The 25,627-nt window shown below is 54.3% G+C and carries 24 protein-coding genes; 11 read left to right on the top strand and 13 right to left on the bottom strand.

Annotated features, from left to right (window positions below; all coding sequences use genetic code 11):
- Nucleotides 1–24 precede the first annotated feature (24 nt).
- Both IPI29_03820 and IPI29_03815 read right to left on the bottom strand, forming a co-directional pair.
- The gene (locus IPI29_03820) at nt 25–1,641 is read right to left on the bottom strand and encodes an SPOR domain-containing protein (GenBank protein MBK7411664.1); all 1,617 of its coding nucleotides are present in this window, start codon (nt 1,639–1,641) and stop codon (nt 25–27) included.
- Between the two features lie 7 nt (nt 1,642–1,648).
- On the bottom strand, nt 1,649–2,968 hold the full coding sequence (locus tag IPI29_03815) for an AAA family ATPase (protein MBK7411663.1): 1,320 nt from the start codon (nt 2,966–2,968) through the stop codon (nt 1,649–1,651).
- Nucleotides 2,969–3,113: 145 nt separating this feature from the next.
- On the opposite strand from IPI29_03815, the gene plsY reads away from it, so the two are divergent.
- Nucleotides 3,114–3,803, top strand: a complete 690-nt coding sequence (plsY, locus tag IPI29_03810; GenBank protein ID MBK7411662.1) for a glycerol-3-phosphate 1-O-acyltransferase PlsY — start codon at nt 3,114–3,116, stop codon at nt 3,801–3,803.
- The gene (locus tag IPI29_03805; protein ID MBK7411661.1) at nt 3,800–4,786 is read left to right on the top strand and encodes an NAD(P)-dependent glycerol-3-phosphate dehydrogenase; all 987 of its coding nucleotides are present in this window, start codon (nt 3,800–3,802) and stop codon (nt 4,784–4,786) included. Before plsY ends, IPI29_03805 begins: the two co-directional genes overlap by 4 nt.
- Nucleotides 4,787–5,261: 475 nt before the next feature.
- On the opposite strand, the gene IPI29_03800 is transcribed toward IPI29_03805, so the two are convergent.
- Both IPI29_03800 and IPI29_03795 read right to left on the bottom strand, forming a co-directional pair.
- On the bottom strand, nt 5,262–5,615 hold the full coding sequence (locus IPI29_03800) for a hypothetical protein (GenBank protein MBK7411660.1): 354 nt from the start codon (nt 5,613–5,615) through the stop codon (nt 5,262–5,264).
- Between the two features lie 47 nt (nt 5,616–5,662).
- Entirely contained in the window at nt 5,663–6,694 is a 1,032-nt protein-coding gene (locus IPI29_03795; GenBank protein MBK7411659.1) for a hypothetical protein, read from the bottom strand.
- Nucleotides 6,695–6,746: 52 nt separating this feature from the next.
- Between IPI29_03795 and IPI29_03790 the strand changes: the two genes are divergently transcribed.
- Nucleotides 6,747–7,457 carry a PorT family protein gene (locus tag IPI29_03790; GenBank protein MBK7411658.1) on the top strand — a complete coding sequence of 237 codons (711 nt, stop codon included), beginning with the start codon at nt 6,747–6,749 and terminating at the stop codon, nt 7,455–7,457.
- A 215-nt stretch (nt 7,458–7,672) separates the two neighbouring features.
- Here the strand turns inward: IPI29_03790 and IPI29_03785 are convergent, their stop codons facing one another.
- Genes IPI29_03785 through xseA form a run of 3 tightly spaced genes read right to left on the bottom strand, consistent with a single transcriptional unit; the run spans nt 7,673 to nt 10,099 of the window.
- Entirely contained in the window at nt 7,673–8,677 is a 1,005-nt protein-coding gene (locus tag IPI29_03785) for a formylglycine-generating enzyme family protein (protein ID MBK7411657.1), read from the bottom strand.
- Nucleotides 8,674–8,895, bottom strand: a complete 222-nt coding sequence (gene xseB / locus IPI29_03780) for an exodeoxyribonuclease VII small subunit (GenBank protein MBK7411656.1) — start codon at nt 8,893–8,895, stop codon at nt 8,674–8,676. Before xseB ends, IPI29_03785 begins: the two co-directional genes overlap by 4 nt.
- Nucleotides 8,879–10,099 (bottom strand): exodeoxyribonuclease VII large subunit, encoded by a 1,221-nt coding sequence (xseA, locus tag IPI29_03775; GenBank protein MBK7411655.1) that lies wholly within the window; start codon nt 10,097–10,099, stop codon nt 8,879–8,881. Before xseA ends, xseB begins: the two co-directional genes overlap by 17 nt.
- A 42-nt stretch (nt 10,100–10,141) precedes the next feature.
- On the opposite strand from xseA, the gene ispF reads away from it, so the two are divergent.
- Genes ispF through IPI29_03755 form a run of 4 tightly spaced genes read left to right on the top strand, consistent with a single transcriptional unit; the run spans nt 10,142 to nt 14,710 of the window.
- Nucleotides 10,142–10,612 carry a 2-C-methyl-D-erythritol 2,4-cyclodiphosphate synthase gene (gene ispF / locus IPI29_03770; GenBank protein ID MBK7411654.1) on the top strand — a complete coding sequence of 157 codons (471 nt, stop codon included), beginning with the start codon at nt 10,142–10,144 and terminating at the stop codon, nt 10,610–10,612.
- Nucleotides 10,609–12,888 (top strand): HAMP domain-containing histidine kinase, encoded by a 2,280-nt coding sequence (locus IPI29_03765; GenBank protein ID MBK7411653.1) that lies wholly within the window; start codon nt 10,609–10,611, stop codon nt 12,886–12,888. Before ispF ends, IPI29_03765 begins: the two co-directional genes overlap by 4 nt.
- The gene (gene ruvX, locus IPI29_03760) at nt 12,885–13,349 is read left to right on the top strand and encodes a Holliday junction resolvase RuvX (protein MBK7411652.1); all 465 of its coding nucleotides are present in this window, start codon (nt 12,885–12,887) and stop codon (nt 13,347–13,349) included. The genes IPI29_03765 and ruvX overlap by 4 nt, the downstream gene beginning before the upstream one ends.
- Nucleotides 13,346–14,710, top strand: coding sequence for a GWxTD domain-containing protein (locus tag IPI29_03755; GenBank protein ID MBK7411651.1), 1,365 nt, complete (start codon nt 13,346–13,348; stop codon nt 14,708–14,710). Before ruvX ends, IPI29_03755 begins: the two co-directional genes overlap by 4 nt.
- Here IPI29_03755 and IPI29_03750 read toward each other — a convergent pair whose 3' ends face one another.
- The gene (locus tag IPI29_03750; protein MBK7411650.1) at nt 14,711–15,112 is read right to left on the bottom strand and encodes a hypothetical protein; all 402 of its coding nucleotides are present in this window, start codon (nt 15,110–15,112) and stop codon (nt 14,711–14,713) included. It abuts the gene before it with no gap.
- The gene (locus IPI29_03745; GenBank protein ID MBK7411649.1) at nt 15,105–16,268 is read right to left on the bottom strand and encodes a glycosyltransferase; all 1,164 of its coding nucleotides are present in this window, start codon (nt 16,266–16,268) and stop codon (nt 15,105–15,107) included. The genes IPI29_03750 and IPI29_03745 overlap by 8 nt, the downstream gene beginning before the upstream one ends.
- Before the next feature lie 92 nt (nt 16,269–16,360).
- Between IPI29_03745 and IPI29_03740 the strand changes: the two genes are divergently transcribed.
- The 4 genes from IPI29_03740 to IPI29_03725 all read left to right on the top strand — a co-directional run bounded on the left by IPI29_03740 (nt 16,361) and on the right by IPI29_03725 (nt 20,613).
- Complete coding sequence (locus tag IPI29_03740) at nt 16,361–17,341, top strand: hypothetical protein (protein ID MBK7411648.1); 981 nt, start codon at nt 16,361–16,363, stop codon at nt 17,339–17,341.
- Nucleotides 17,338–19,116 (top strand): DNA mismatch repair endonuclease MutL, encoded by a 1,779-nt coding sequence (mutL, locus tag IPI29_03735; GenBank protein MBK7411647.1) that lies wholly within the window; start codon nt 17,338–17,340, stop codon nt 19,114–19,116. The genes IPI29_03740 and mutL overlap by 4 nt, the downstream gene beginning before the upstream one ends.
- A complete protein-coding gene (locus tag IPI29_03730; GenBank protein ID MBK7411646.1) occupies nt 19,113–19,730 on the top strand; it encodes a chromophore lyase CpcT/CpeT in 618 nt (205 codons plus the stop codon). The genes mutL and IPI29_03730 overlap by 4 nt, the downstream gene beginning before the upstream one ends.
- Before the next feature lie 70 nt (nt 19,731–19,800).
- Nucleotides 19,801–20,613 carry an SDR family oxidoreductase gene (locus IPI29_03725; GenBank protein ID MBK7411645.1) on the top strand — a complete coding sequence of 271 codons (813 nt, stop codon included), beginning with the start codon at nt 19,801–19,803 and terminating at the stop codon, nt 20,611–20,613.
- An 83-nt stretch (nt 20,614–20,696) separates the two neighbouring features.
- On the opposite strand, the gene IPI29_03720 is transcribed toward IPI29_03725, so the two are convergent.
- From IPI29_03720 to IPI29_03705, 4 genes are all read right to left on the bottom strand, one after another.
- Nucleotides 20,697–21,140, bottom strand: a complete 444-nt coding sequence (locus IPI29_03720) for a four helix bundle protein (GenBank protein ID MBK7411644.1) — start codon at nt 21,138–21,140, stop codon at nt 20,697–20,699.
- 253 nt (nt 21,141–21,393) lie between these two features.
- The gene (locus IPI29_03715; GenBank protein MBK7411643.1) at nt 21,394–22,755 is read right to left on the bottom strand and encodes a cysteine synthase; all 1,362 of its coding nucleotides are present in this window, start codon (nt 22,753–22,755) and stop codon (nt 21,394–21,396) included.
- Nucleotides 22,752–24,521: an ABC transporter ATP-binding protein gene (locus IPI29_03710; protein ID MBK7411642.1), complete on the bottom strand. Its 1,770-nt coding sequence runs from the start codon at nt 24,519–24,521 to the stop codon at nt 22,752–22,754. The genes IPI29_03715 and IPI29_03710 overlap by 4 nt, the downstream gene beginning before the upstream one ends.
- The gene (locus IPI29_03705; GenBank protein MBK7411641.1) at nt 24,521–25,585 is read right to left on the bottom strand and encodes a class I fructose-bisphosphate aldolase; all 1,065 of its coding nucleotides are present in this window, start codon (nt 25,583–25,585) and stop codon (nt 24,521–24,523) included. The genes IPI29_03710 and IPI29_03705 overlap by 1 nt, the downstream gene beginning before the upstream one ends.
- Between the last annotated feature and the right edge of the window lie 42 nt (nt 25,586–25,627).

Raw genomic sequence — 25,627 nt, 5'->3', positions numbered from 1 at the left:
TCGCTATTCACTGTTCGCTATTCGCTATTCAATGATCGTCGACTTCGGATTCCACTTCCTCATCCCGGCTGCTTCTTTCTGAGCTTCTGCTACTGTTCGGTAGCCCCATAGCTTAACGCGGTAGACGGGTGAGCGGTTGATCACTGCTGGCTCGAAATAGGCTTTGTAGCCGCGTTGTTCCCAGATGTCGGCCAGTTTGCCGGCTTGTTCTTCGGTTGCTACCTGATCCACGGTGATCGTGAATGGTTGATCGTCGGCTACGAGGTAGCGTGCTTCAACACGATTGTTCAGCAGACGTTGTGCTCCATCGAGCTGGAGGTAATACAATGGACGTCTGCTGCCATCGGAGCGAAGAACGATCTGCTTTTTCTTGACGCCATACGCAACCAGAAAACCCTGCACGAACTCAGCACGTTCGTACGCACGGTCATCGGCGTTGCCCTTGATGTCACCGCTGACGTGACCAACCAGTTCGATACGTACCGTGGAGTCCGACATCAACTGCTCAGCCATGGATGCAAGGATCGGATAATAACTCTGCAATCCAACCTCTGTTGTATCAGCAAACGTTGCAACAACTGCCGGTGAGGTTCTATACGCGCGTTCCTTCATCGGAAGCAACAATGAGTCATAGAGTAGGGGGCTTGATGAATCCTGCTCAAGGCGAACCTTCAGCCACACATCATCACATGACGCGCCGGTGAGTTCCGCAGGTATTGTGATATCCAATGCGTGCTTCGATGCATAGAGGATCTCACGCACGATCGATCCGATGTTCGATGTTTCGTCTTCACTGATCGTATAGAGTCTGCCGCCGGTAGCTGCACTGAGATAGCGGTATGGATAGGCGCGGGACGAACGTCCAACACGGATCACGTTGATCGTTGCCTGCATCTCAGCTGCTCGGCGAACGATGTCGGCTGTTGAGGTAGAGACCGATGCATTGTCATCACTGGTGGTGATCACGATCAATACTCGACCTTGCTTTTGATCCGACAACATCGCTAGTCCCGAGAGGCAGGCGCTGTAGACCGCTGTGAGTCCGTCAGCCGCTGGTACTTTGTCGGGATCACACTTCTCCGTTGCTGCTGCAAGGGGAGAGAGAGGAGAGAGTTCCAGGAGGTCGTGGTCGAAGAGAACGACGGCTACGCTGTCTTGTCCGGCAACGGATGGAAGCACGTCGCGAAGCGAGCGCACGGATTCCCGAGCAACGGTACCTGACATCATCGAGTTATCGCAAAGGATCACTGCAGATGTGCCCGGAGTGTTGGCTGTCCAGAGACGTTCTTGCACGTTTGATGCAACCGTTCGCACGGCTGCCGCACCACGACATCCAATGTCGGCGCTGAATGTCCCAACAGCCGGTTTCCATCGAAGTTCGTTCCCTGCTGAATCCAGGATCACTGCGCGTACGGCAAGAGATCCGTCTGAGGAGCCCCTTGCACCGAGAATGCGAAGTGTTGATGCTCGTGCCGAGGCATCGGGAGTAACACCGCGCATGTAGGAGCTCTTTACATCGGAGCGAACCAATGGTTCAGGTCCGGTGGAAACGTCTTCCTGAGCATGGAGCATGGCCGTTGGGCCTGATACAAGCATTGCAAGAGGAAGCACATGGCGTATGAGGCTACGGAAAAGGGGCATGCAGGTCTCAGGTAAAGGTCATTTGACCATTGTCGTCACAATCCACGGTCACAGTATCGCCGGCACGAACTTCCGCACCAAGGACCTTTAATGCAAGGGGATCGGCGAGATATCGCTGGATCACTCGTTTCAGGGGCCGTGCACCCAGTTGTACGTCGTAGCCGCGACGCCCCAACCACTCGATACAGTTCGGTGTGACCACCAATTCAATCCCAAGTTCGTGGAGTCTGGCTCCCACGGCATCGATCTGGATCTTGGCGATCTTCTGCACCTCACTGGGGATAAGGGGCTTGAACAGGATGATCTCGTCCACACGATTGAGAAACTCTGGACGCAGCCGTTTACGAAGGAGTTCTACGATCTCCAATCGTAGGGTGGACATGAGTTCGTCACGGTTGTCCTCGGTGATTTCCAGGATCTTGTCCTGCATGAGTTCAGAGCCGAGGTTGGACGTCATGATGATGATCGTGTTCTTGAAGTCTACCGTGCGACCTTGACCATCGGTGAGACGTCCGTCATCAAGCACTTGCAGCAGAACATGGAAAACATCGGGGTGGGCTTTCTCGATCTCATCAAGCAGCACCACGGCATAGGGACGCCGACGTACGGCCTCGGTGAGCTGTCCGCCTTCTTCATAACCAACATATCCCGGAGGAGCGCCAAGTAGACGAGATACGGCATGTTTCTCCATGTATTCGCTCATGTCGATCCGGACCAAGGCGTTCTCATCATCAAAGAGAAACTCGGCCAGGGCACGTGCCATTTCCGTCTTCCCAACGCCGGTGGAGCCGAGAAAAATGAACGAGCCGATCGGACGTTTGGCGTCTTGGAGTCCGGCGCGTGATCGGCGGATGGCACTGGCAACGGCCGCTGTGGCCTCCTCCTGTCCGATGAGCCTGTCGTGCAGCCGATCTTCCATTGTGAGCAACTTTGTTCGTTCCGACTCCAGCATGCGCTGCACAGGGATCCCTGTCCACTTTGCCACGATCTCTGCTACGTCCTCTGCATCGATCTCTTCCTTCAAAAGCGCTTTGTTGGCTTGGATCTCAAGGAGTTTTGCATTTGCTGCTGAGAGGGCTTTCTCCAGTTCCAGGAGTGTACCATAGCGCAACTCGGCCACGCGACCGTAATCGCCCGAACGCTCGGCTTCGGCTGCATCCACCTTTACGTCCTCGATCTCGGACTTGATCCCGCGAATAGTCTGTATCTGAGCTTTCTCCGTTTCCCACCGTGTTTTGAGTGAGGCATGTTCGGTGCGGAGTTCCGCAAGCTCACGGTCGATCTCTTCCAACCGCTTCTTTGTGGTGAGTTTGATCTCGTCTGACATCGTGTGTCCCTTCCTGTTGAATCAGGATGTAGTAGACGAATCTGGCGTGATCATATCGTAAATCACCATGACGGATGTCACATCGTAGAATCGACCTATCTCCGTAGATTTGGTTCATCTGGTTTCACGAGAACAGGAAAGATGTATGGATCCGGTCCTTCGGCTGATCATCATCATCGTACAGAGTTATCTCATCGGCTCCATCCCGAACGCTCTCATCATTGGGAAGCAGTTCTTTGGGATCGATGTTCGAACTGTCGGTAGCGGGAACATGGGCAGCACCAACGTCTTTCGCACCCTTGGGTGGAAGGCCGGCATTGCCGTTCAGCTCCTCGATATCGCCAAGGGGCTTGTTGCGGTTCTGCTTGTGGCCTATTTCTTTGATTCAGAGATGCCGTTCGTAAACCGTACGCCGTTTGAGGACGAGACCATCGTTGGACTCATCGCCGGATTCTCCGCAGTGGTCGGACACATGTTCAGCTTCATGGCCGGCTTCAAGGGCGGCAAGGGAATGAACACATCGCTTGGCATGCTCATCGCCGTAGCGCCAGTAGAGGTTGCTGTTGGACTCGGCATCTTCCTCGTGATCCTCTTCGCTTCCGGATATGTGTCTCTTGGTTCCATCGCCGCCGCCGTGATCATTCCAAGCACGATGGCCTTCCGGTACAATGTTCTGGGCGTATCCATCGAAGGGTACCACACGTTGGTCGTGGTCCTGATCGCCCTTTCTTCGCTCGTCATCTATGCTCACCGTTCAAACGTGAAACGGTTGATCGCGGGAACAGAGAATAGGTTCCAGAAGCTTATGCTGTTCAAGCGTCCAGCCAAGAGTTGACCATGCGAATAGGGATCATCGGTGCCGGAGCGTGGGGTACAGCGCTCGCTTCCGTGGCAGCCGAGAACGGACATTCCATACAGCTTTGGGCGCGCGAGCCGGAAGTAGTACACGCTATTACGACCACCAGGTCTAATGAGGCCTTCCTGCCCGGTTCGGTCCTGGCTGACTCAATAACAGCCACCAATACTATCCGTGATCTTGTTGGGTGTGAGATCATTCTCAACGCCACACCAACGCAGCACGTGCGGTCAACACTGATCGATGAGGTCGTGCGCGGCGCAATCGTTGTCAATGTTGCTAAGGGGATCGAGATCGGAACCCATCTGCGGGTGTCTGAGATCGTAGCCCAGGTAGCCCCCTCCATGACCTCGTATGCTGTTCTCTCGGGGCCAAGTCACGCAGAAGAGGTCATCCTCCGCATGCCCACAACCGTGGTCTGCGCCTCCTCCGACCTCAACATTGCACGTACAGTACAAACAGCCTTCTCCACTCCGGCCTTTCGTGTCTACGCCAGTGATGATGTGATCGGCGTAGAGATCTGTGGCTCTCTCAAGAACGTGATCGCCATTGCTGCCGGTATTGTGGACGGTCTAGGACTTGGCGACAACACAAAGGCCGCACTGATCACACGAGGTCTCGCAGAGATGTCGCGCCTAGGTGTTGCCCTTGGCGCAGACCAACTCACATTCTTCGGTCTTGCCGGACTCGGCGATCTGTACGTAACCTGTGCCTCCCGTCATAGCCGCAATCGCAGTGTTGGTGAACAGATCGGGAAAGGGGCTTCCCTTACCGAAATCCTCTCATCGATGAACGCCATCGCTGAAGGTGTTACGACCACCAAGGCAGCACTTGAACTTGCTGCAACCGTGGGCATTGAATTGCCGATCACACAGAAGGTTGCTCAGATCCTCTTCGATGGCGTGGACCCGCGTGTGGCTATTAGAGAGCTGATGCTTCGTCCCTCGAAGAGTGAGGATTAGGTACTCGTAGGAACTTTATGACGTTATGACGATCATGACGTTATGACAAGTATGACGTTATGACAAGTATGACGTTATGACAGTGTTACGAAGTGGTTAGCGTAGATATAGCGAGATATGCTGTTCGGTTTCAAAGACTACTGCTACACGGCGTCGAAACTCTGTGTCAAGAAACCATACCTGATGTTTCCCATATGTGAGGGTGATCCACCCGCGTGGAAGCAATGAGAGATCATGTCGTGAGAGAATGATCCTAGAAGCAGCATCGTAGTGGCGTCGATGGAACTCTATCGGTGAGTTGTCCTTTGGATCCGAGAGATCTCGAACAAGTTGCAGGTTGATCCATCGAGAGCCTGGCTCATTGAACTCCAAGACCAGATCGGTGTTCCGATCAACTGTGTCTCCAACTGTTACATTAGCAAGACGTATCTCTGGTTCTGGTCGTATCGTTTGATTGACTTGGCCAAAGACGGTGTCATATTGCCGTGAATCGAGACATCATACGTACCGAATGGGGCTTCACCATTCGCGACAAGAAATCGAAGATCCTGGCCGAGCCTGTGCCATCATGAAACTGTTGAAGGACGGATGTTTCGGAAAAGCCAACGACGTTGTTGCTTAGTAGGTCTATGATATTGGAGGTACTTCGTTTGATTCTAATGATCGCTCGAACATCTGTTGTGTCATCAAACCTTCGAATATCCTCTCCATCCGGAACACCATAGCTCGAGGGGATAAAAGGCCCAGCAGAAGGATAGGTCACGTCGTTCGAGCATGACGAAGCAAGCAGAACGGTTAGGAGGGTCGGGAGTAGATAGTGCGCTGGCATCGTAGTCAACCGACGCATCGAAAATCGTACTATTGTTGACTCCGTTGTCAGATGCGGAAGCGGTAGTTGATGTTCAGCATCGCGGACCAACGACCGAAGAGGCCGGCTTCTGTGCGAACGAGCCACTCCTTGTTGATCTCCCATTGAAGGCCAACGAGGAAGTTGGTAGGAACAGCAAGAGCTTTATCGATATCATACTGCACGGTAGCGTTTTGCAGCGGTTGGCCCTCTGAGAGTTTTCCGAACATTTCATCTACAGCGGCCTGCTGCCATTTGGCAAGGTTCGAATACCACTCGCTCGTCTGATAGTTCTCGTAGAACTCCTCAACCTTCTGAACAGCGTCGGGAGGTAGTGCTTCTGAGAGAGCTATGGACCCGTTGGTGACTGATGCCACTTCAGCCTTCATGAATCCCACCCAGGCTGCAAGCTTCATACCCTTGTTATCCAATGGGAACGTATGACCCATACGAAGTCCGATGATGTTGGTAAGGACCGGTTCGGAGAGTTTTTCGAGATCGGCCCAGGCCCAGTTGATATCGATCGATGCCCAATGACCCCAGACTCCAAAGGCAGAAGTCACGCCAACACCATAATATTTACCCGGTTGATCCACTGATGACGTAAATGCAATGGGGGTCGTGACATTGACCGTGGTGTTGGCTTGTGCAATACCATACATGCCATAGACATTAAGGAATGGGAAGAGCCACAGATCTACGCGCAGGTTGCCCGTGTAGACAGTGCTCGAATTTTCACCGAAGGTGATCGAAGGCACCGGAACGAGCGGACCGCCATTGAGCCCAAGTTGCAGTTGGCCAATATCGATCGGCTGCGTGATATACATCCCGATCAGATTTGCGCCGGCCGGGTAGGGAACATCAAATCCACGTTCCATTACATCCTTTCCCCAGATGGGAAAGATGTAATCGTACTCAGATGCACGCTGCTTTACATCGCCGGTGTCACTTTCGAGATTGATGTTGTTCTGTGCGAATGCAACATTCACTGTTGTTACCACCAGAACACCTGCCGTTGCTATAGCCTGGAAAAGCCGGATCAGCATAACGTACCTTTGCATGATGATGTCTGATAGGTTGAGCGCTCAGGACAAACCAAATATAGGTACGACTATGCATCGGGTTCTTCTTCGCGTGACATTGGCATTGACGATCATGGCGATCTCGTCAAGTGGTGTGTATGCTCAGCCCCTTATCATGCTCCTTGTGGGCGATAAGATCTCCTCGGAAGATTTTGTAGGGGGCATCACAGGCGGTATCAACCTGACGAATGTATCAGAACTGGAAGGCGCCTCTGCGCGACTGTCCTGGTCTTTTGGCGCAAGCCTTCACTGGCGATTGAGTGAAGAGTGGCACTTCGCCCCGGAAGTGTTCTTTAAGGCTCCTGGCGGTACCAATGGATTGCAAGGTTTGTTTCAATCGCAACCTTCAATAGATACGATGATCAACGATCGAAAGGAGTGGTTGTCAACCTCGTATGTAGCCATCCCACTTCTTGTGAAGTACCGTGTGGGAATGTTCTACATCATGGCCGGACCACAGATCGGCTATCTGGTTGCGGCAACGGACAATGCCTCGGGCACGAGCGACGAAGGCGCAGCCATCGTCGTTGAAAAGAGTGCCTTCGGAAGAGTGAATCGCTGGGACGTAGGCGCAGTGATCGGCGCTGAGATATTGCTCGTTCCTGACTTTGGTATCAATAGCCTCCGCCTCGGTGTTCGTTACTACCAAGGCCTGATCGATGTGGTCACCAACGACAACCTCTCCTCATACAACAGTGGGGTCAGTGTGAGTGTTGGTGTGCCGATCGGAGGGAAGAAATGACAGTTACAAATGACTAGTTACTAGTTACTAGTTACTAGTTACTAGTTACTAGTTACTAATTACCAAGGGCGGACAATGTATTAGCCGAATACAACACTATACATCAGTAATCTGCCATCAGTAATCAGTCTTTCGTAACTAGTAACTAGTAACTAGTAACTAGTAACTAGTAACTAGTAACTAGTAACTAGTAACTAGTAACTAGTAACTAGTCATTACCTAACACACCGAAACCCCAAATGGCTCATCCCTGTATCCGGTGTTTCGCCGCGTCGTGCGCTAACACGATATGATTCGCAGTACGAAGCGTGACACAAGAATGAACCGCCGCGTATGACATGTTTGCGTGTTGACGGAACGCCGTCGTTGGGATCCCATGAAGTAGTTGGGCCGGTGGGGTTGTTGATGATCGCTTTGGGATCGGACTCAAGACGCTGCTCGTAGGCATCTGCACGAAAGAGATCAGAGCACCACTCCCATACGTTGCCGGCCATGTCGTAGAGACCTAGTTTGTTGGGTTTGTACGACCGAACAGGAGATGTCCGTAGAAAACCATCTCGCTCGCTGTTGAGATAGGGAAACGTACCTTGCCAGATGTTGGCGATGGAGTCGCCGTCCGAAGGGATACGGTTGCCCCAAGTAAATCGAGCAGATTTTGCTCCGGCTAATGCAGCACATTCCCACTCGGCTTCTGTTGGTAGTCGCTTGTCGGCCCAAGTAGCGTATGCCTGGGCGTCCTCAAACGCGATGTGGACCACAGGGTGGTTCATGCGGTTGCGGATGTCGCTGTTGGTACCTTCTGGGTGACGCCAGTTTGCGCCGATCACCCACTTCCACCATTGCGCTACATCGTCAGTTGTGGTTCCCTCAGCCGGCATCGTGAACACAAGTGATCCGGGTTGCAGTAATGAGTCAGGGGGCTTTGGGGTTCCGGGCGGTACCTGCAGACGGATCTGTTCCCATTCTACCGGACGTTCTGCAACTGTGACGTATCCGGTTGCCTTTACAAACAACTCGTACTGCGCATTGGTCACCTCGGTAGAGTCCATCCAAAAGTCTGAGACCTTTACCCGATGTTGTGGCTTCTCATTCTCCGGATCATCAGCCCGTGCTGAACCCATCGTGAATGTTCTGCCCTTCACATACACCATTGACTTCGTGTCTGGTTGTGCGGAAGCTGAAACGCAAACAGCAAGCACGATGATCAAGGATGCTATCATTCTGCGTTTGCATCCTCACCACTGAGCCGACGAACCTTGAGTTCCGCTTGCTCAAGGTACTCTCTGCATTGTTGAGCAAGGAGCATCCCTTCTTCGTAGATCTTCAACTGTTCATCGATCGAGAGTTCTCCGCGGTCGAGCAACGTTGCGATCTCTTCAAGTCTCTTCAGACTCTGTTCAAGGGAAGGGGCTTCTGTCTTCTTAGCCATGATGTTCATCCGATGGAATTGGCGTGTTGGGGGTGGTCTCTTCTACGCGGACGGCGCTGCGTTCGGTCTGACGTTGCAAGTGTACACGATCTCCGGCCTTGAGCGTATCTGCGCCGGTAAGCACATGCCCGTCTCGCTCAACAACGGCATAGCCTCGTTTCAAAGGGGCTAGGGGGTGCAAGGACGTCGACAACGCGATAACATGATCGATGCGCTGACGTGTCATGGTGATACGATGGGTGATGGTGCGAGCAAAACGCGAGGTGAGATCGTCGATACGCTGGCTGCGTTGCAGCACGCGTTCGGTGATCCTGCGTGCAGCGCGACCATCCACAAAACTCTCAGCGATCTCGCGCAGATCGATCACGTTGTCGGTCATGATCCTCACAATGGTCGAACGCAGATCATCGATCGCGATCAATAGGTCATCGGCCGTGATCGGCGTAACGATAACTGCAGCAGCTGTTGGAGTCTCTGCTCTGCGGTCTGCCACGAAGTCGGCTATTGTGAAGTCCGTCTCATGCCCAACGGCAGAGATGATCGGCGTTTCGGCATTATAGATGGCATCTGCCACCGCCTCGGTGTTGAAACACCAGAGGTCCTCCATGGATCCGCCACCGCGACCAATAATGATCACATCAAGTCCGGCTCGGTCGAGTTCGCGGATAGCCTTGGCAATATCTTCTGACGCGCCGTCTCCCTGCACAAGTGTAGGCCGGAAGACCACGTCAAGAAGAGGGAAGCGGTAATTGATGGTGGATAACATGTCCTGCAGGGCTGCGCCCGTGGCCGATGTGGCGATGCCCACTGAGCGCGGACGTCGTGGCAGGGTACGCTTGTTGGACTCGTCGAAGTACCCACGGGCACGAAGACTCTCCTTGAGCTTCTCAAATGCCATATGGAGGTCGCCAAGGCCCTCCGGACGCATAGCAGAGCAGTCGATCTGATACTTGCCCTGCGCCGAGTACACCGTAAGCTTGCCCCGGACCACCACGCGCATGCCGTCCTCCGGACGGAAGGCCAGCGTACGGCTGCGCCACATCACGGCGCCGATCTGGGCATCGGCGTCCTTGAGGGTGAAATACCGGTGCCCCGACGAGTGATGTTTGAAGTTGGAGATCTCACCGGAGACCATAACATCGCCTATGCCTTCTTCAAGGAGTCCCTTGATGGCATAGGTGAGTTCGGAGACGCTAACAGGCTGCTCGGTCATGTTGCAAAGATCGTCATTCCGCATTACCCGTAGATTTGCCACATGGTAGGTTTTGGATTCGACGTGCACCGCCTTGCAGAAGGTGAGTCGCTCGTCCTCGGAGGGGTTGATATCCCCTCGCCCCTTGGCACCGTTGCTCACAGTGACGGTGATGTGATGTTCCATGCACTCGTTGATGCGTTGTTGGGAGCCCTGGCTCTTGGTGACATCGGAGAGCACTTCCCTGATACGGACCCGCGATGGAAGGGGGCTCCTAGTTCCGCCTTCGTGGAACATGCCGTTGCACTGGTGAAGGAACAGAACTGCCACATCGTGAACATCGATTGTACGCTGGTGTTGGAGAGTCCCAAGATCCTGCCGTTCAAGCAAACCATGCGCGAGAACATTGCACGCTTGTGCGGTCTGCCGATCGAGCGTGTTGCTGTGAAGGCAACAACGAGTGAACGTATCGGATATGTTGGCCGAAGAGAAGGGGTGCATGCCTACGTGATCTGCGAGGTGCAGCCTACATGATGATGATCCGCATCATCATTGCGCTGGCGGTGCTTACCTGTCCTGCATGGGCGGATCACTCCGAGCCGTTGAGTTATTCGATCGCTTCTACATGGAAGGGGCGTGTGGTTGCCGATGCTGCTGATCCATCTCGACTCCTTGTTGTATCTCCTCGTCCGGTCTGGTCGGGGTCCTCTCCGGCGCTCACGGTCATCGGAGTTGATGGACGTTCCCGCATCAGTGGCTTCCTCGGTCAAGACGTTCGTGATGCAATGCCATGGTCGAACGGATTTCTTGTAGCCCGAGTTGAATATCGCAGAGTGATCGTAAGCCTTGTCGATCGCCAGCTCTCGACGCTTCCATCATCGGAGATCATCATTGAAGCGGATGCCGATGTTGATGCTGCTACCATCGTTCGCGTGCTTGGAGCCCCCTCCGACCCAATTGCCGTTGTCCAAGTAGGTTCCTCGGTCGTTGCCGTGCAACGCTTCGATGGCAGGCTTTACCAGACACCCCTTGAACAGAATGTGTTTGCCGTTGCCTTTTTGCAAGGTCAAGGTCGGTCTCGCATCGCCCTTGCTTATACCATCGGTGCATCGGCATTTCTGACGGTGATCGATAGTACGTTGCAAGCAATGGCCTCTACATCTGTACCGTCCAGTGAGTCCGCGCGGATCGAACAGGTTGGACCGTATGTGATGATGCTCTCAACATTGGAGGGGGCGAGCGGTACAGTGTTCTCGTTATTGGAGCCAACCACATTCTCCACGGGCACGCGCGCGATCCCTGTTGATCAATCGCTGATCAGGCCCATTTGGCTACCAACAGGTATGGTCCTTGCGATGCTCACTACGCGCAACGGCGTGCCGGAACTCGTGATCACCGATGCGAATGATGTACCGGAAGTGCTGCCGAGGGGAACAACCATCCCGGGTGACTACGGGTCGGCGAAGAGTGTTGTAGCGCACGGTGACACGATCGTTGTTGTGTTCACGGGTGGATTGGTGACGATGCTTCTTGATGGGACGATCATCTCGCGTGATGCAATGCCCCTTTCCGTTGGAGCAACGAGTGAGTCGTTCATGAGTGGGACGAGGTTGGTGGTCTCGTCGCGTACCACATCGTATCTACTCGATCGATCGACACATACGTTGTGGTTCCTTTGGCGCGCACTCGATACGGTGTTGCGATTTGTTGTCCCGCTTGTGCTTGTCCTTCTGCTCATCACCGTATGGCTGTTGTACTGGCGTCAGCGACGATTCTTTGATGCGATGATCGACATCCCGGGTGCAGGACTTGTCTTTGTTCTTGATGGTAATGGCCGGCTTGTTCGAACGAATGAACGGGCAGCGAAACTTCTGCGCATCACAAAGAGTGTCCCGATGCGGAGACTCTTTCGTTCCTATACTCAGAGGTCGGGCTTGGAGCCCCTTACCCACTTCCTCTCCCAAGTCCAGACGTCCCGCGCTGCATTGTCGGAGAAGATCGCCATCACGGAATCCCATGAACAGCGGGAGTATGTTTTTACCTCCGTGCCCCTGATCGGATTGGTAGGCAGATCCGTTGGGTCGATCATCACCGGCGTGGATATCACCGAGGCACTTGAACGTCGCAGACTTGTAAACTGGGCGCAGCTTGCCCATGATATGCAGACGAATCTCTCAACCATCAGGCTGAATGCTGAGCAATTGGGCGATGATGGTGATCCGCGCAATACCGAACGCCGACGTCGTATCCTGTTCCAAGTTGGCGTACTCATTCAGCGTGTGAGAGACTTGGTGAGTGTTGGACGATCTGAGGACATCATGCGTATACCCGTGCATAGTGCAGAGCTGTGTACGGAGATCCGACATGAATTCGATCCGGCGATGTTCCCACATGTGACGTTTGCTATGAAGCTCCGCGGCACGATGATGAATGTTGACCGACTTAAAGTTTCGCGAGCGGTGCGTAATGCGGTTGAGAATGCCATCAAGTCATTGCGAGGGAAACCGGGCACGGTGGAGATCGCTACGTGGTTCGATCGAGCGAACGTCTTTATCCGCGTAAGTGACACCGGTGTTGGGATGGACGCTGAAACGATGTCGAACATGATGAAGCCATACTTCACCACGGCAAAGGACGGAACCGGCACGGGCATCGGTACGATGATCATGCAGCACGTGATGAATCTCCATGGAGGTTCGCTCCGTGTGTCGAGCGAGCCAGGCGTTGGTACGCAGGTGATCTTCCGACTTCCGCATGAGATGGACGTGCGGCAACGCGCCGGCAGGGCATTAGAAGAGGTGGAGGCATGACGCGCGACGAGTTGCTCTCCCTCAACGGGAAGAGACTTTGTGCCATCGATTTTGGGATGCGTCGCATTGGTGTGGCTGTGTGTGATGAGATGCATATCGTTGTCTCAACGCGTCCGGTAGTGGATAACACGCCCGGCGTGATGGACCGCCTCGTGCAGCAGTTCGCCCAGGACAGGACAGAGGTGGTATTGGTTGGCGTGCCACGGCATCATGATGACCGAACCACGCCCATCATCGAAACCATCGAACGATTTGTCACTGAATTGCGCATGCATACGTCATTGCCGGTGTATGAAGTAGACGAAGCATTCTCAACGAAGGAAGCACGGTCCATCATGGTCGCAACCGGTGTGAAGAAGAAGAAACGTCAGACCAAGGGCGTTAAGGATCAGATGGCCGCTGCTGTGATCCTCCGCGATGCGATACAAGAGGTCCGCTCCATTACTCCGCAAAACCTATGAGTCTGTTCCGCCCCCTCCTGATCCTTGTTCTCTCTCTCTTGCCGTCAATGATGATGGGGCAGGGGCAGCAGACGATCAAGAATCGAACGATGCTGATAGATTACGGAGACCGGTTCTACGCCGATGCCTACGTTGTCCCGGTGGAACAGCCGGATTCAGCGGCCATTGCTGTGTTCTTCCGCATGGCAAACGACTTTCTCAGTTTCACCAAGGTGTTGAGCACGGGTGAAGTGCGTGGCAACTATAGTGCGGACATGGTGGTGAGTATCGAGCTACGTGATACCCTTGGTGTGATCCGTCAGCGCGTGCGGTGGGAGGACCAGGCCTTCACCAACACCTTTGAGCAGACGAACAGCAAGGTAGACTTCCACTACGGCTGGCAGCGGTTGGTTGTAGGGCCAGGCACATATGTGATCACGCTTGAGATCTTATCGCAGAAGGAAAGCAATCAAAAGAAGATCAAACTGCCGCCAGTATCGTTTACTCCGCGTAAACCTACACGTCAGCTCACGCCGCCGGTCTTTGGCGAACCAGTGAGCGTCAACGGCAAGGAGATGGTGCGCCTCTTTGTGTTCAGCAACAATCTGCCCTTTGGTCCGGCGAGTGCGCGGGCTTTGGTTCTGCTCGGAGATTCGGTTGAGACTACCTACGACTACACCATCAAGCAGATGCCGTGGGACCCACGGGATATCCGATGGTGGAAGGTTGGAGACGTTGCCGGAGAAGTGACGTCAGAGCGCGACCGTTTTCCGCGTGTTGCATCTGCGTCGTCAAGTGATGCAGCGTATCTCGAGATGGTAGAACAAAAGGTACCGACGCGTCCTATTGCAACGGTCGAAGTGGACATCCCCCTTGGGTCAATGGTCCCGGGGAAGTATGTCTTGGAACTTGTTCGCAAGGGTACCTCAGACACCATCAGCATGAAGTTCCAGATCGTCTGGGAGATGATGCCGTTCTCACTGCGGACCATCGATTACGCCATAGAGTCCATGCGTTTCATCTGTAGGGATGAGACCATCGATTCTCTCAGTGCAGGCAGTGCTGCAGAGAACAGGGAAGCCCTGATGAACTGGTGGCGCGCTCAGGATCCCACGCAGGCTACTACGTTCAACGAGCGTATGGCCGAATACTTCCGTCGAGTAGACAACGCCTTCTTTGCTTTCAGTACCATCGCCGAGCCGGACGGTGCACAATCAGATCGTGGTAAGGTCTACGTCCTGTATGGTCAACCAACGGACATCAAGAAGAACCTCACCAACAAGGGGTCGCAAGAGATCTGGCGCTACGATACCGGCATCAAGCAGACGTTCACGTTCGAGGTCAATGACCGCGGCTACTACAAACTGGTGAACGTGAGGTGATCACCGCGGTTCCCACGCCTCGCCTTCGCATGGTGGGTGTTCGTTGGTGACGTGTTCGTCCAAGATCATGCACAGTTGGTTGGTGGCGTTGAAGTGTCTGCATGCACCGCATAACGTGCCATCTGTGATCTTCTCGATCTTCTCGTGGAATCGCTGATACTGTAGCCAGGCAGGGAAGACGCCGATGGCCCAGAGAGTGATCATGGCGAACCACCAGACCTTGGTGGAATCCATCCACTGACTCAGGATGATGCTTGCAACACCAAGGATGGCAACACGCATGAGAGCGGCAGCAACGATCGACCCCGTAGTGTAGAACGGCATGTCTACCGCATACTCGGGTTCCTTGGTGCGTAGCAGAAAGAGGTCGAGAAGTTTTTCGCCGTCGGTTGGTTCACGCATGTGACTGTCCCTTGGTATCGTAGGAGCGCCCCTTCCATCGAGAGCCCGTTCGTGAATAGGCCCACCGGATGGAGTTCACACCGATGATCGTGGACCACAGACCGGTGAGAGGTTGAAGGAACATGTGCCACCACGGCATAGAGAATCGTTTGCTGATGAGGAGTCTGATGAGTGCTCCCAAACCAAGCTGCAACAACGCCAATCCCATGATGCGATCGTCACCGATCACAAAACCATAGACGGCCATTGGCAGTGGCAGAACATAGGTCGTGAGCACATGAACCAGGAAGAGGACGGTCAGCGGGAGATTGTAGTTGGTGGCAGGGAAGAAATTCTTTGAAAAACCTTCCGTTACCTCTCGTGCATTGGTATACATGCGACACTCTACTGCATCGGTTCCGTCAACAAGGGCAATGCGAAGTCCGGCACGTTTCACTTCCTTCGCAAGAAAGACATCTTCTACCAACGTCGACCTCACACTCTCATGCCCACCAACCTTCTCATAGGCATCACGGGTGAAACACATGAACTGTCCATTCGCTGCCGAAAGCGATACACGTTTGTTCTGCAGAATGAGGTCGTTGGGCAGATAGGCGAAGTACAGCACATGAACCATTGGTATCACAATGTGTTCACCGATCGACCCAAGCACCTGATACGGCACCAGCGAGAACAATGCGATGTTGTTCTGAGTCATATACGCGCGTGCCCTGCGTACCATATCCGGACGGTGCGTTGTATCGGCATCGGTGAAGATCAATGTCTCGCCCCTTGCCTGAATCGATAGTTGTTGACACGCCCAGGATTTCCCGACCCATCCATTTGGTAAAGGGGCTCCTTCTATCACGCGCAGATGCGGAAACTCCCCGGTGAGCCGCGAAAGGATCTCACCGGTAGCATCTGTTGACGCGTCATTGAGGACGATCACTTCCGTGTTCTTGTGGTCCTGCTCACAGAGGGATCGCACGCATGCTTCGATACACCGCTCTTCATTCCGTGCCGGAACGAGGATCGACACCAATGTTTCATCGGGTGCAACACTAAGCCCCTTTGACGACGGCATACGCGCAAACCGACGCAGATTATAGATGCTCACCAATGCCAATGCAATGGTGATGGCTGCGATCACAAGATTGTAAGCAAGTAGATATGACATTATGACGTTATGACATTATGACGTTATGGAGTGCCTCTTCGCCTTTTCGCCTCTTCGCCCCTCGACTACGCTCGGGGTGACTATTTTTGTGCATGCAGCTACTAACAGGATATCCTCACGATTCGTGCCATCACCTCAACGGACCGGGCGCGTATGAGTGGTGGTATGTGGATGCTTTGTCTGCAGATGCTGAATGGGGCGTGGTGATGATCGTCTTCCGAGGGATGCCGATGTCGCCAAATTACCTCGACGATCCCAATGACCTCACCGGGGGGTATTCCCTCAGCGTCTATCACCGCGGTGTTCGTGTTGCCTTTGCATTCGCCGGTGAACCGCTCGATGATCCGTCGGGGAAGGCAGAGTTCACAAAGCTGGATGAAGGGCGGCATGTGTGCCGTATCGATGCAACGATGCCTGGGATCAAACGCTCTGCACGTGTAGAGGTGGTTCTCTCCGGAGAAGGGGCAGCCCCCTCAACGGAGGAGTTCACTGCCGATCATGGGTGGGTGTTGGCCGCGCCCCGCAGTCCGTGTACCGTGCATATCGAGCTTGCGGAGGGCGGACGAACGACAGTTGACGAGACGTTCGAGACCCTGGCCTATCATGACCATAACATGGGTAGGCGGGCGATGTCCGATGACTTTCGTGAGTGGTTCTGGGGCCGCGTCCACGCATCTGACCGCACCTACGTCTACCTCGCTACTCCAAACGCAACCACGCCGTTTTCGTGGGTGGGAGAAGTGGATGATAGGGGGCTTGTGACGCCGTGGACAGACGTAGACTTCACCTATGAATATCCGTGGCTGAGTTTTATGGGGCTTTCCCTGCACCGCCGCGTGATGATCCATGGACTGGGTGCTGATGGCGTTCGGCGCCTGCTCATCTGCGACAATGTGCGGGCCTGTGAGAACGGTCCGTTCTATCAGAGGTATATTTCGCGTTGGACGCTCAACGGCGTTGATATTGGGAGCGGGACGTCGGAATTCATGCACGTGCGACGATTGCGCGCGCGATGGATCCGCCCCTTCCTTCGACTGCCGTGGATATTTCACCGAAGCTCTTCAACTCCATGACCGATCATACGATCCACATCCTGCCGGACCACCTTGCTAACCAGATCGCGGCGGGCGAGGTTGTGCAACGTCCGGAATCTGCGGTGAAGGAGTTGGTGGAGAATGCCGTTGACGCCGGCGCAACGTCCGTAACCGTCATCGTGCGTGAAGCAGGCAAACAGCTCATCCACGTGATCGATAACGGCTCAGGAATGTCCAAGAGTGATCTTGAGCTCAGCGTGATCCGTCACGCCACAAGTAAGATCTCCACGGAAGAAGACCTCCATGCCATTCGTACGCTGGGCTTCCGCGGAGAGGCAATGGCCTCGATCGCAGCTGTGTCCGATGTGGAGATCCGCACTCGGCGGAGTGATGACGAGACAGGGTGGACGTTGCTTTCACGTCCGGGTCAGACGCCTGACCTGCGTGCATCTGCCACAGATGTTGGTACCCAGGTTCTTGTGCGGAGTCTGTTCTACAACGTTCCTGCGCGACGCAAATTCCTCAAGGCCGATCTAACTGAGTTCCGTCATGTGAGCGAGACCATGCAACGCATGGCACTTGCACGTCCGGACGTGCGATTCATCTTCTACGACAACCAATCACTCGTCTTCGATGTTCGTCCGGGAGACCTGCGCCGACGTATCTCTGACATCCTCTCTCTCGACGCATCACGAGCCCTTGTGCCCGTTGATATGTCGGAAGGGGGCTTCACCATCACCGGCTTTGTTGGACTGCCCCATGTGGCACGGCAGAGCAGGAGTGGACAGTTTCTCTTCCTCAACAACAGGCCGATCGTAAGCAGGTCTCTGGCACATGCCGTTGCCTCTGCCTACGAACACCTCTTGGATGCCGGACAACATCCGGTCTTTGTGTTGCATGTTTCAGTGGACCCTCATCGTGTTGATGTGAACGTCCATCCGCAAAAGCAGGAAGTGAAGTTCGAAGATGAACGTCAGGCCTACTTACTCGTGCAGCAGGCCGTTACCAAGGTCCTGTCGCAGGCCAACGTGATCCCAAGTTTCCTTGGAGACGTGCCGCTTGCGAGTCGGCCGTTGCAGTCGCTTCCAACGCAGGCCGACGGATCGAGCATGGTGATCAATCGCTACACCGGTGAGATCCTGTCGAGATCTTCTGAGCGTTCAGCAAGCCCCTTCCCATCCACTCGAGAACCGGTGTTCACTCCTGCAATGCAGCAGGCCTATGGTCAGCTCTTTGCAAAACGAGAAGAGCAGGAGACAGGGGGCGTGTTGCAGGCGGGCGGACAGTTCATCGTCACCACCAGTGCCGAAGGCCTCGTTGTGGTAGACCAGCGTTCTGCCCATGAGCGTGTGATCTATGAGCGAGTTCTAAAGCGTACTGAGCAAGAATCATCCGGTCAATCACTGCTGTTCGCTGTTACCGTTCGTCTAGGTCCAACACGCGGCGCATTGCTTCGGGAATATGCTGCAGAGTTTGAGGCGCTCGGGTTCCGACTCGACGTGGAGAAGGACGGCACCGTGCAGGTGCATGCTGTACCGAGTGATGTGCGTCCGGGCAGTGAAGATAGTGTGCTCGACGAGATCCTTCAGGCACTAGAGCAATCCGGAACGTTGCCCAAGGAACGTCGAAAGGAAGGCATCGCCTCCGTCTATGCGGCACGCCAAGCCATCCGTAGGGGAGACAAGCTCAACACTACCGAGGCCGCTGCTCGTGTGCGCGATCTTTTTGCCTGTGCTGTTCCGCACGTAACACCGCGCGGCGAGGCAACCTATATCATCATCACCTTTGAAGAACTGGCCCAACGATGTACATGAAACACGTCGCAATTGCGATAACATTGATCGCGATGTCCGTTGGGATGGCCGCGCAAGACAAGAAGAAGGACGAAGATCTCGAGGTCCTGGCTCGATGGATCGAAGGGTCATTCTCCAGTGAGGCGCAGTCAAAGGCAGACACCACCTATTTCGATGTGCGTCTGCACATGAAACGTATCTGGCATGATCGGGCTGACGGATATTGGTTCTTGGTAGAGCAAGCCATTGCTGCATCCCAGGACAAACCATATCGTCAACGCGTCTACCACATCCGGCGCGTGGAGGAGAACATGATCGAGTCCAGGGTGTTCACCTGGAAAGCCCCTTCCGCAGTGATCGGAGCATGGTCGGACACCACCAAGCTCGATGGCCTGGACACGGATGACCTTTCGATCCGCCGCGGTTGTGAGGTCTATATGCAGATGGACGACATCATGTTCTTCGGGTCAACACATGGTACAGCCTGTACAAGTGATCTTAAAGGGGCTTCCTACGCCACGTCTGAGGTGAAGATCTTCCGCGACAGGATCATCAGTTGGGACCGGGGATTCAGTGCAGACGGCGTCCAGGTCTGGGGGGCCGAAAAAGGCGGATATGTCTTCGTCAAGCAATAAGGTTGGTAGCCCAGTCCACTCTTCCTAGTTTTGCACCCATTCGTTCACGCATGACCAACCAACGACTCCTATGACCACAGATCAATACGTCCTCATCCTCGGTGCCTCCAGCGGATTTGGTCGCGCAGCAGCTCGCGCTCTTGCCGCCGACGGATTCAACATCATCGGCGTCCACCTCGATCGTGCCGCCGGACTCGAGGCCGTTGAGGAGCTCAAAACTGAGCTTGCCGGTCACGGAGTACGCACGCTGTTCTACAATGTGAACGCTGCCGACCCGGACCGCAGAGCTGACGTGATCGCCGCGATCAAGGAAGAATTCGCTCAGCACCCAGGCGCCACCTTACGCCTTATGCTTCATTCACTTGCGTTTGGCACCTTAAAGCCATTTATAGCAGAAGCGCCGGGCGACGCGATCAATCAGAAGAACCTCGATATGACGCTCGATGTGATGGCAAACTCCTTGATCTATTACACGCAAGACGTTGTAAGAAATGGGCTTATGGCTGCCGGCGGACGCATTGTTGGTCTCACAAGTGCCGGAGCTACCCGTGTGTTGCCGATGTACGGAGCAGTGTCCGCAGCAAAGGCTGCAATGGAGTCCTACTGCCGTCAACTCGCGCTCGAACTCGCCCCCTACAACATCACGGCCAACTCCATCCGTGCCGGTGTTACCCACACGCCGGCGTTGTCCAAGATCCCGGGCAGTGACGTGATCATGAACAACGCCCTCATGCGCAACCCGTACCATCGTCTCACGACGCCGGAAGACATCGCAAACGTCCTTCGCCTCTTGGTCAAGCCAGAAGCACAATGGATCAATGGCGAAGTCCTTGGCGTGGACGGCGGGGAAGATGCGATCGATCTGACGTGGTATAAGCCTTAGGCTTTTTCAAGCGCCTTTTTAAGCGCCTTCTGCAAGCGCCTTCTTCAAGCGCCTTCTTCAAGCGCCTTCTATAAGTGCCTTCTTCAAGCGCCTTCTGCAAGGGGCTGATTACGCTCTACGAGCCATTTACGGCGGCGTTCAATCACGGCGCGGTATTTACCGTCGTAGGCTTCATCGCGGTTGATGATGGCAGCGCCGAACTCCATCATTGAGATCGACAGGCCGGTGAGCCGGGCTATGTAGTGTTTTTCCAGCTCCTCTTCGATGATGCCGCGGTGCAGGGCAAGCCGGAACTGGTTCTTTGTTTCCTGCAGTGAGGAGTCGGCAAGGAACAGGTTTTGGAGTCGCTCCTCCGTCTCCGCCTTCCCATACCCCTCAGCAATGAAATTACTGATCGCATCGGCAGCCCGAACGATCTGCATTCCAACCGTATCACGGTGGAACGAAGCCCATGATTCCACCATCACGGCGATCTCACCGGCAATGACAACCGCATCCTGATAGATGCGAAGATGAACAACGGACATAACAACCTCCTTTGGATGAGTGAAGTTGTATAGTGCGTTTGTTCAGACGAAACGTGACAAGGGAAATGACACCTCGTTCATCAAGATCCCTCGTCGCTACGCTCCTCGGGATGACGCCGCTTGCGCAGTTTGTGAAAACAAGAAATGCGAGCACCATCAAGGATGGTACTCGCATTTCTCTATTGACGATGTCAGACAACGTTACGTCACCGCGTCACTACGTCATTTCGTCACTACGTCACTACGTCATTTCTTAAAGGTATTCGAGGACGTCATGCCGTGTCACAACACCGGATAGTCGACCAAACTCGCTGACGACGATCATTGGGGTGTTGCGCAGCATGTTGATACCGGTTTGGACGTCTTCGTGGGCATCAACAATGGGGGCCGGGGCTTCCATGTATTGAGCAACGGGGCGTTCGAGAACGAGGCGGTCTTCGATGACGGCGGACATGAGTTTGTTCTCGCGAACGGTGCCGGCAAGTGTGTCTGCGTCGATCACGGGGACGTCGCTGACCTCATAGGAACTCATGAGGGAGAGTGCTTCTTGCACGGTGGCATGCGACGGCAAGGAGATGAGCGCTGGCAATACACCACGCGTGCGCTTGGCGGATACTACATCGCGAAGCATGAAGCGGTCGTTCTCGAGGAGGTTCTTCTCGGTGAGCCACTCATCGGAGTGGTGCTTTGTGAGATAGCGTTCGCCGGTGTCGCAGACAATGGCAACAACCACGGCTTCCTTGGGGAGGAGTTTGGCGACGCGAAGAGCAGCAGCGATGTTCATGCCTGATGAACCACCACAGAAGATCCCTTCTTGACGGGCCATTGCGCGCGCCGTCATGAAGGCTTCTTTGTCGGAGATGTTCATGATCTCATCAACAACATTCAGATCGAGATTGAGAGGAATACGTTCTTGACCAACCCCTTCAATGAGGTAGGGAAGTGCTTCAACCAATCGACCCGTCTCTTTGAAGGTCTTGATTGCTGAACCAACTGGATCGGCAGCAATGACCTTGATCGACGGGTTCTGCTTCTTGAGGAATCGAGCGGTTCCGCTGATGGTTCCACCGGTGCCGATGCCGGCAATGAAGTGAGTGATAGTGCCATCGGTGTCTGCCCAGATCTCCGGACCTGTGGTCTTCTCGTGAATGTCGGGATTGGCGGGATTGTCATACTGGTTGAGCATGATGGCGTTGGGCAGCTCTTCACTCAACCGTTTTGCGGTGTTCCAGTAGTATTCAGGTGAACTCATCTTAGCAGCACTGGAGACGATGAGGACGTCGGCTCCAAGGGCCTTGAGATATCGCACACGTTCTTGTGATGCTTTATCGGTCATGATGAAGAGACAGTTGTATCCCTTCAGCCGCGCTGCCAACGCAAGTCCGATACCGGTGTTGCCACTGGTTGGCTCAATGATCAGATCTCCGGGCTTGATGCGACCTTCTCGCTCAGCAGCTTCAAGCATCGATACACCGATGCGGTCCTTGACGGAGCCACCGGGATTGAGGCTTTCGAGCTTGACGTAGACCTGGGCCTCGATGCCCTCAGTAAGATGGTTCAGGCGCACAAGCGGTGTGCTGCCAATGAGCTGGAGGATGTTGTCGTAGGTTTTCATGACGTTAGCTGTTGTTCAAGTTGTTGACGTTCGTACATGTCGGCATAGATGCCGCCGAGTTCAAGGAGTTCGTTGTGTGAGCCCTGCTCGGCAATGGTGCCGTTCTGCAGGACGATGATGTTGGTGCACTTCTTCACGGTTGAGATCCGATGAGAAATGAGGATGGTGGTACGCCCCTTCATCACGTCATCAAGTCCACGCAGGATACGCTCTTCCGTATCGGCATCGATGGCGGAAAGTGAATCGTCCAACACAAGGATGGATGGGTCACTGGCAATGGCACGTGCGAGAGATGTACGTTGTTTCTGTCCACCGGAAAGTGTTACGCCACGCTCACCAACCACGGTGTCATATCCCTGCGGAAGTGACATCACATCGGCATGGAGTTGTGCTCGTTGCGCAGCTTGTTCTACTTCTTCGTCCGATGCAGTTGGCCGACCAAAACGAATGTTCTCGCGAATGGTCTCGGAGAAGAGGAATGACTCTTGCGGAACAACGGCGATGGACCCTCGTAGTGTTACGATAGAGATGTTTCGCACATCAATACCGTCGATACGCACCGCACCCGAGGTTACGTCGTAGAGTCGGGGTAGTAATCCGATCAGCGAGCTCTTCCCGCTTCCTACCGTGCCCACGATTCCGAGACTGGACCCGGCGGGGACGGTCACGGAGATGTTGGACAGCACAGGTGTTGTTCCGTCGTAGGCAAGCGACACGTTGTCGAACTCAATGGTTCCTCGGATCTCATCCGGACGTTGGGCATTATCGGCATCAACGACATCGGAGGGGGCTTCAAAGATCGCACCCAGACGTGCCATGGAGGCGGCACCGCGCTGGATCATGCTCGTTACCCATCCAATGGCTGCGATGGGCCACAACAGCTGGTTGAGGTAGATGAAGAACTGCGTGAGTTCACCCACACTCATGCTGCTTTGCATCACGAGGTAGCCGCCGAAACTGATCACGATCACGTAACTGAGATTGAAGAGCACGGTCATGCCCGGCATCATCAGCGACTGAACGCGTGCAAGTCGCATGTTCTTGCGATAGTAGTCTGCGCTGAGCTCGTCGAATCTCTCTGCCTCGTGATCGCCGCGCACATAGGCACGCACAACACGAACACCGGACGCGGTCTCCTGAGCATGCGTTGTGATGTGCTCATACTGCTCCTGCACACGCTTGTAGTTGGCGTGAATGAGTTTGCCAAGCTTATACGTGAGTGTGGCTACGAGGGGGACGGGAATGAGGATGGCAAAAGTCAACGGAATGTTGATGTTCATCATCCACGTAAGAGCAAAGGCAAACGTTGTGATGGTGTTTGCCGTGTACATGATGGCCGGACCAATGAACTCGCGCACGGCTCCAATGTCGTTGGAGAAGTGTGCAAGCAGGGAGCCCGTGGAACGGTCGTGGAAGAACCGTTGCGATTGATCCTTGATGGCCTTGACGAAGTCATTGCGAAGGTCTTCTTCGATGAACCTCGACATCAAAATGATCGTCCTGCGGGTTGCGAACATGAAGAACCCACTGCCGATAGTCAGCAGAAGGATCTGTGCAATGAGCCACGCGATCTCCGATGATGCGAACGCCGAAACCTTGAGTGTATCGATGGTCTCCCCAACAACATGCGGAATGGTCGTAGAACACACGTTGGAGAGAGTGATGAATACGAGTCCCCACCCAACGAGCTTGGGATAGCGTCGGGTATAGGGCAAGATCCTCCGAAGCTCTGTAAGAACTCCGCGGTTTCGTGCAGGCTCAGACATCAGGCGATGGTTACCTCGGTGCTGAGGTAGACGTCTTGGATGGCGTTGAGAAGCTCAATGCCTTCAGCCATTGGACGTTGGAATGCCTTCCGGCCACTGATAAGCCCCATACCACCTGCACGTTTGTTGATCACGGCTGTGGTGATGGCTTCTGCCATGTCATTGGAGCCGGATGCACCGCCGGAGTTGATGAGTCCGATGCGGCCCATGTAGCAGTTGGCAACTTGGTACCGACAGAGATCGATGGGATGGTCTGAGGAAAGTTCGGTGTACATACGCTTATCGAGCTTACCATAGCTCGAGCCACCCATGTTGAGAGCTTCAAAACCACCATTGTTCTCCGGCAGCTTCTGCTTGATGATGTCGGCTCCGATCGTAACACCAAGATGATTGGCTTGTCCGGTAAGATCGGCCGACACATGATAGTCCTTATCGGACTTGAAGGCATTGTTCCGCACATAACACCACAGAATGGTTGCCATGCCCAGTTCGTGTGCACGTGCAAAGGCCGTAGCGATCTCGGTGATCTGACGTGTGCTCTCTTGTGATCCAAAGTAGATCGTTGCGCCAACGGCAGCAGCTCCCATGTCAGCAGCTTGTTCTACGGTACCGAACAGCACCTGATCGAACTTGTTCGGATACGTGAGCAGTTCGTTGTGATTGATCTTCACGATGAAGGGGATCTTGTGTGCGTAGGTGCGTGCTACATTTCCCAACACACCAAATGTTGAGGCAACACCATTACAGCCCCCTTCGATCGCGAGTTCAACGATCTTTGCCGGGTCGAAGTAGATCGGGTTCTTGGCGAACGATGCGCCTGCACTATGCTCGATACCTTGGTCGACGGGTAGGATGGACACATAGCCCGTATTGGCTAGTCTTCCGGAGCCGTGCAGCCACTGAAGGTTTCTCAGGACGCGGTTGTTACGATCCGAGCCGCTGAACATCGTGTCCACCGATGTCGGTGATGGCACATGGATCGATGACCGCGGAATGGTCGTTGAGGTGTGGTTGAGAAAGTAGTCGGCCTTTGCGCCGAGCGCGGTAACGATACGATCGATCATGGCGTGCTCTTTGATTTGAGAAGAGCACAAAGATACGGCAGG

The sequence above is a fragment of the Ignavibacteria bacterium genome (assembly GCA_016707005.1).
Classification (GTDB): domain Bacteria; phylum Bacteroidota; class Ignavibacteria; order Kapaibacteriales; family Kapaibacteriaceae; genus UBA10438.
This window is presented reverse-complemented; position numbering and strand designations above follow the sequence as displayed.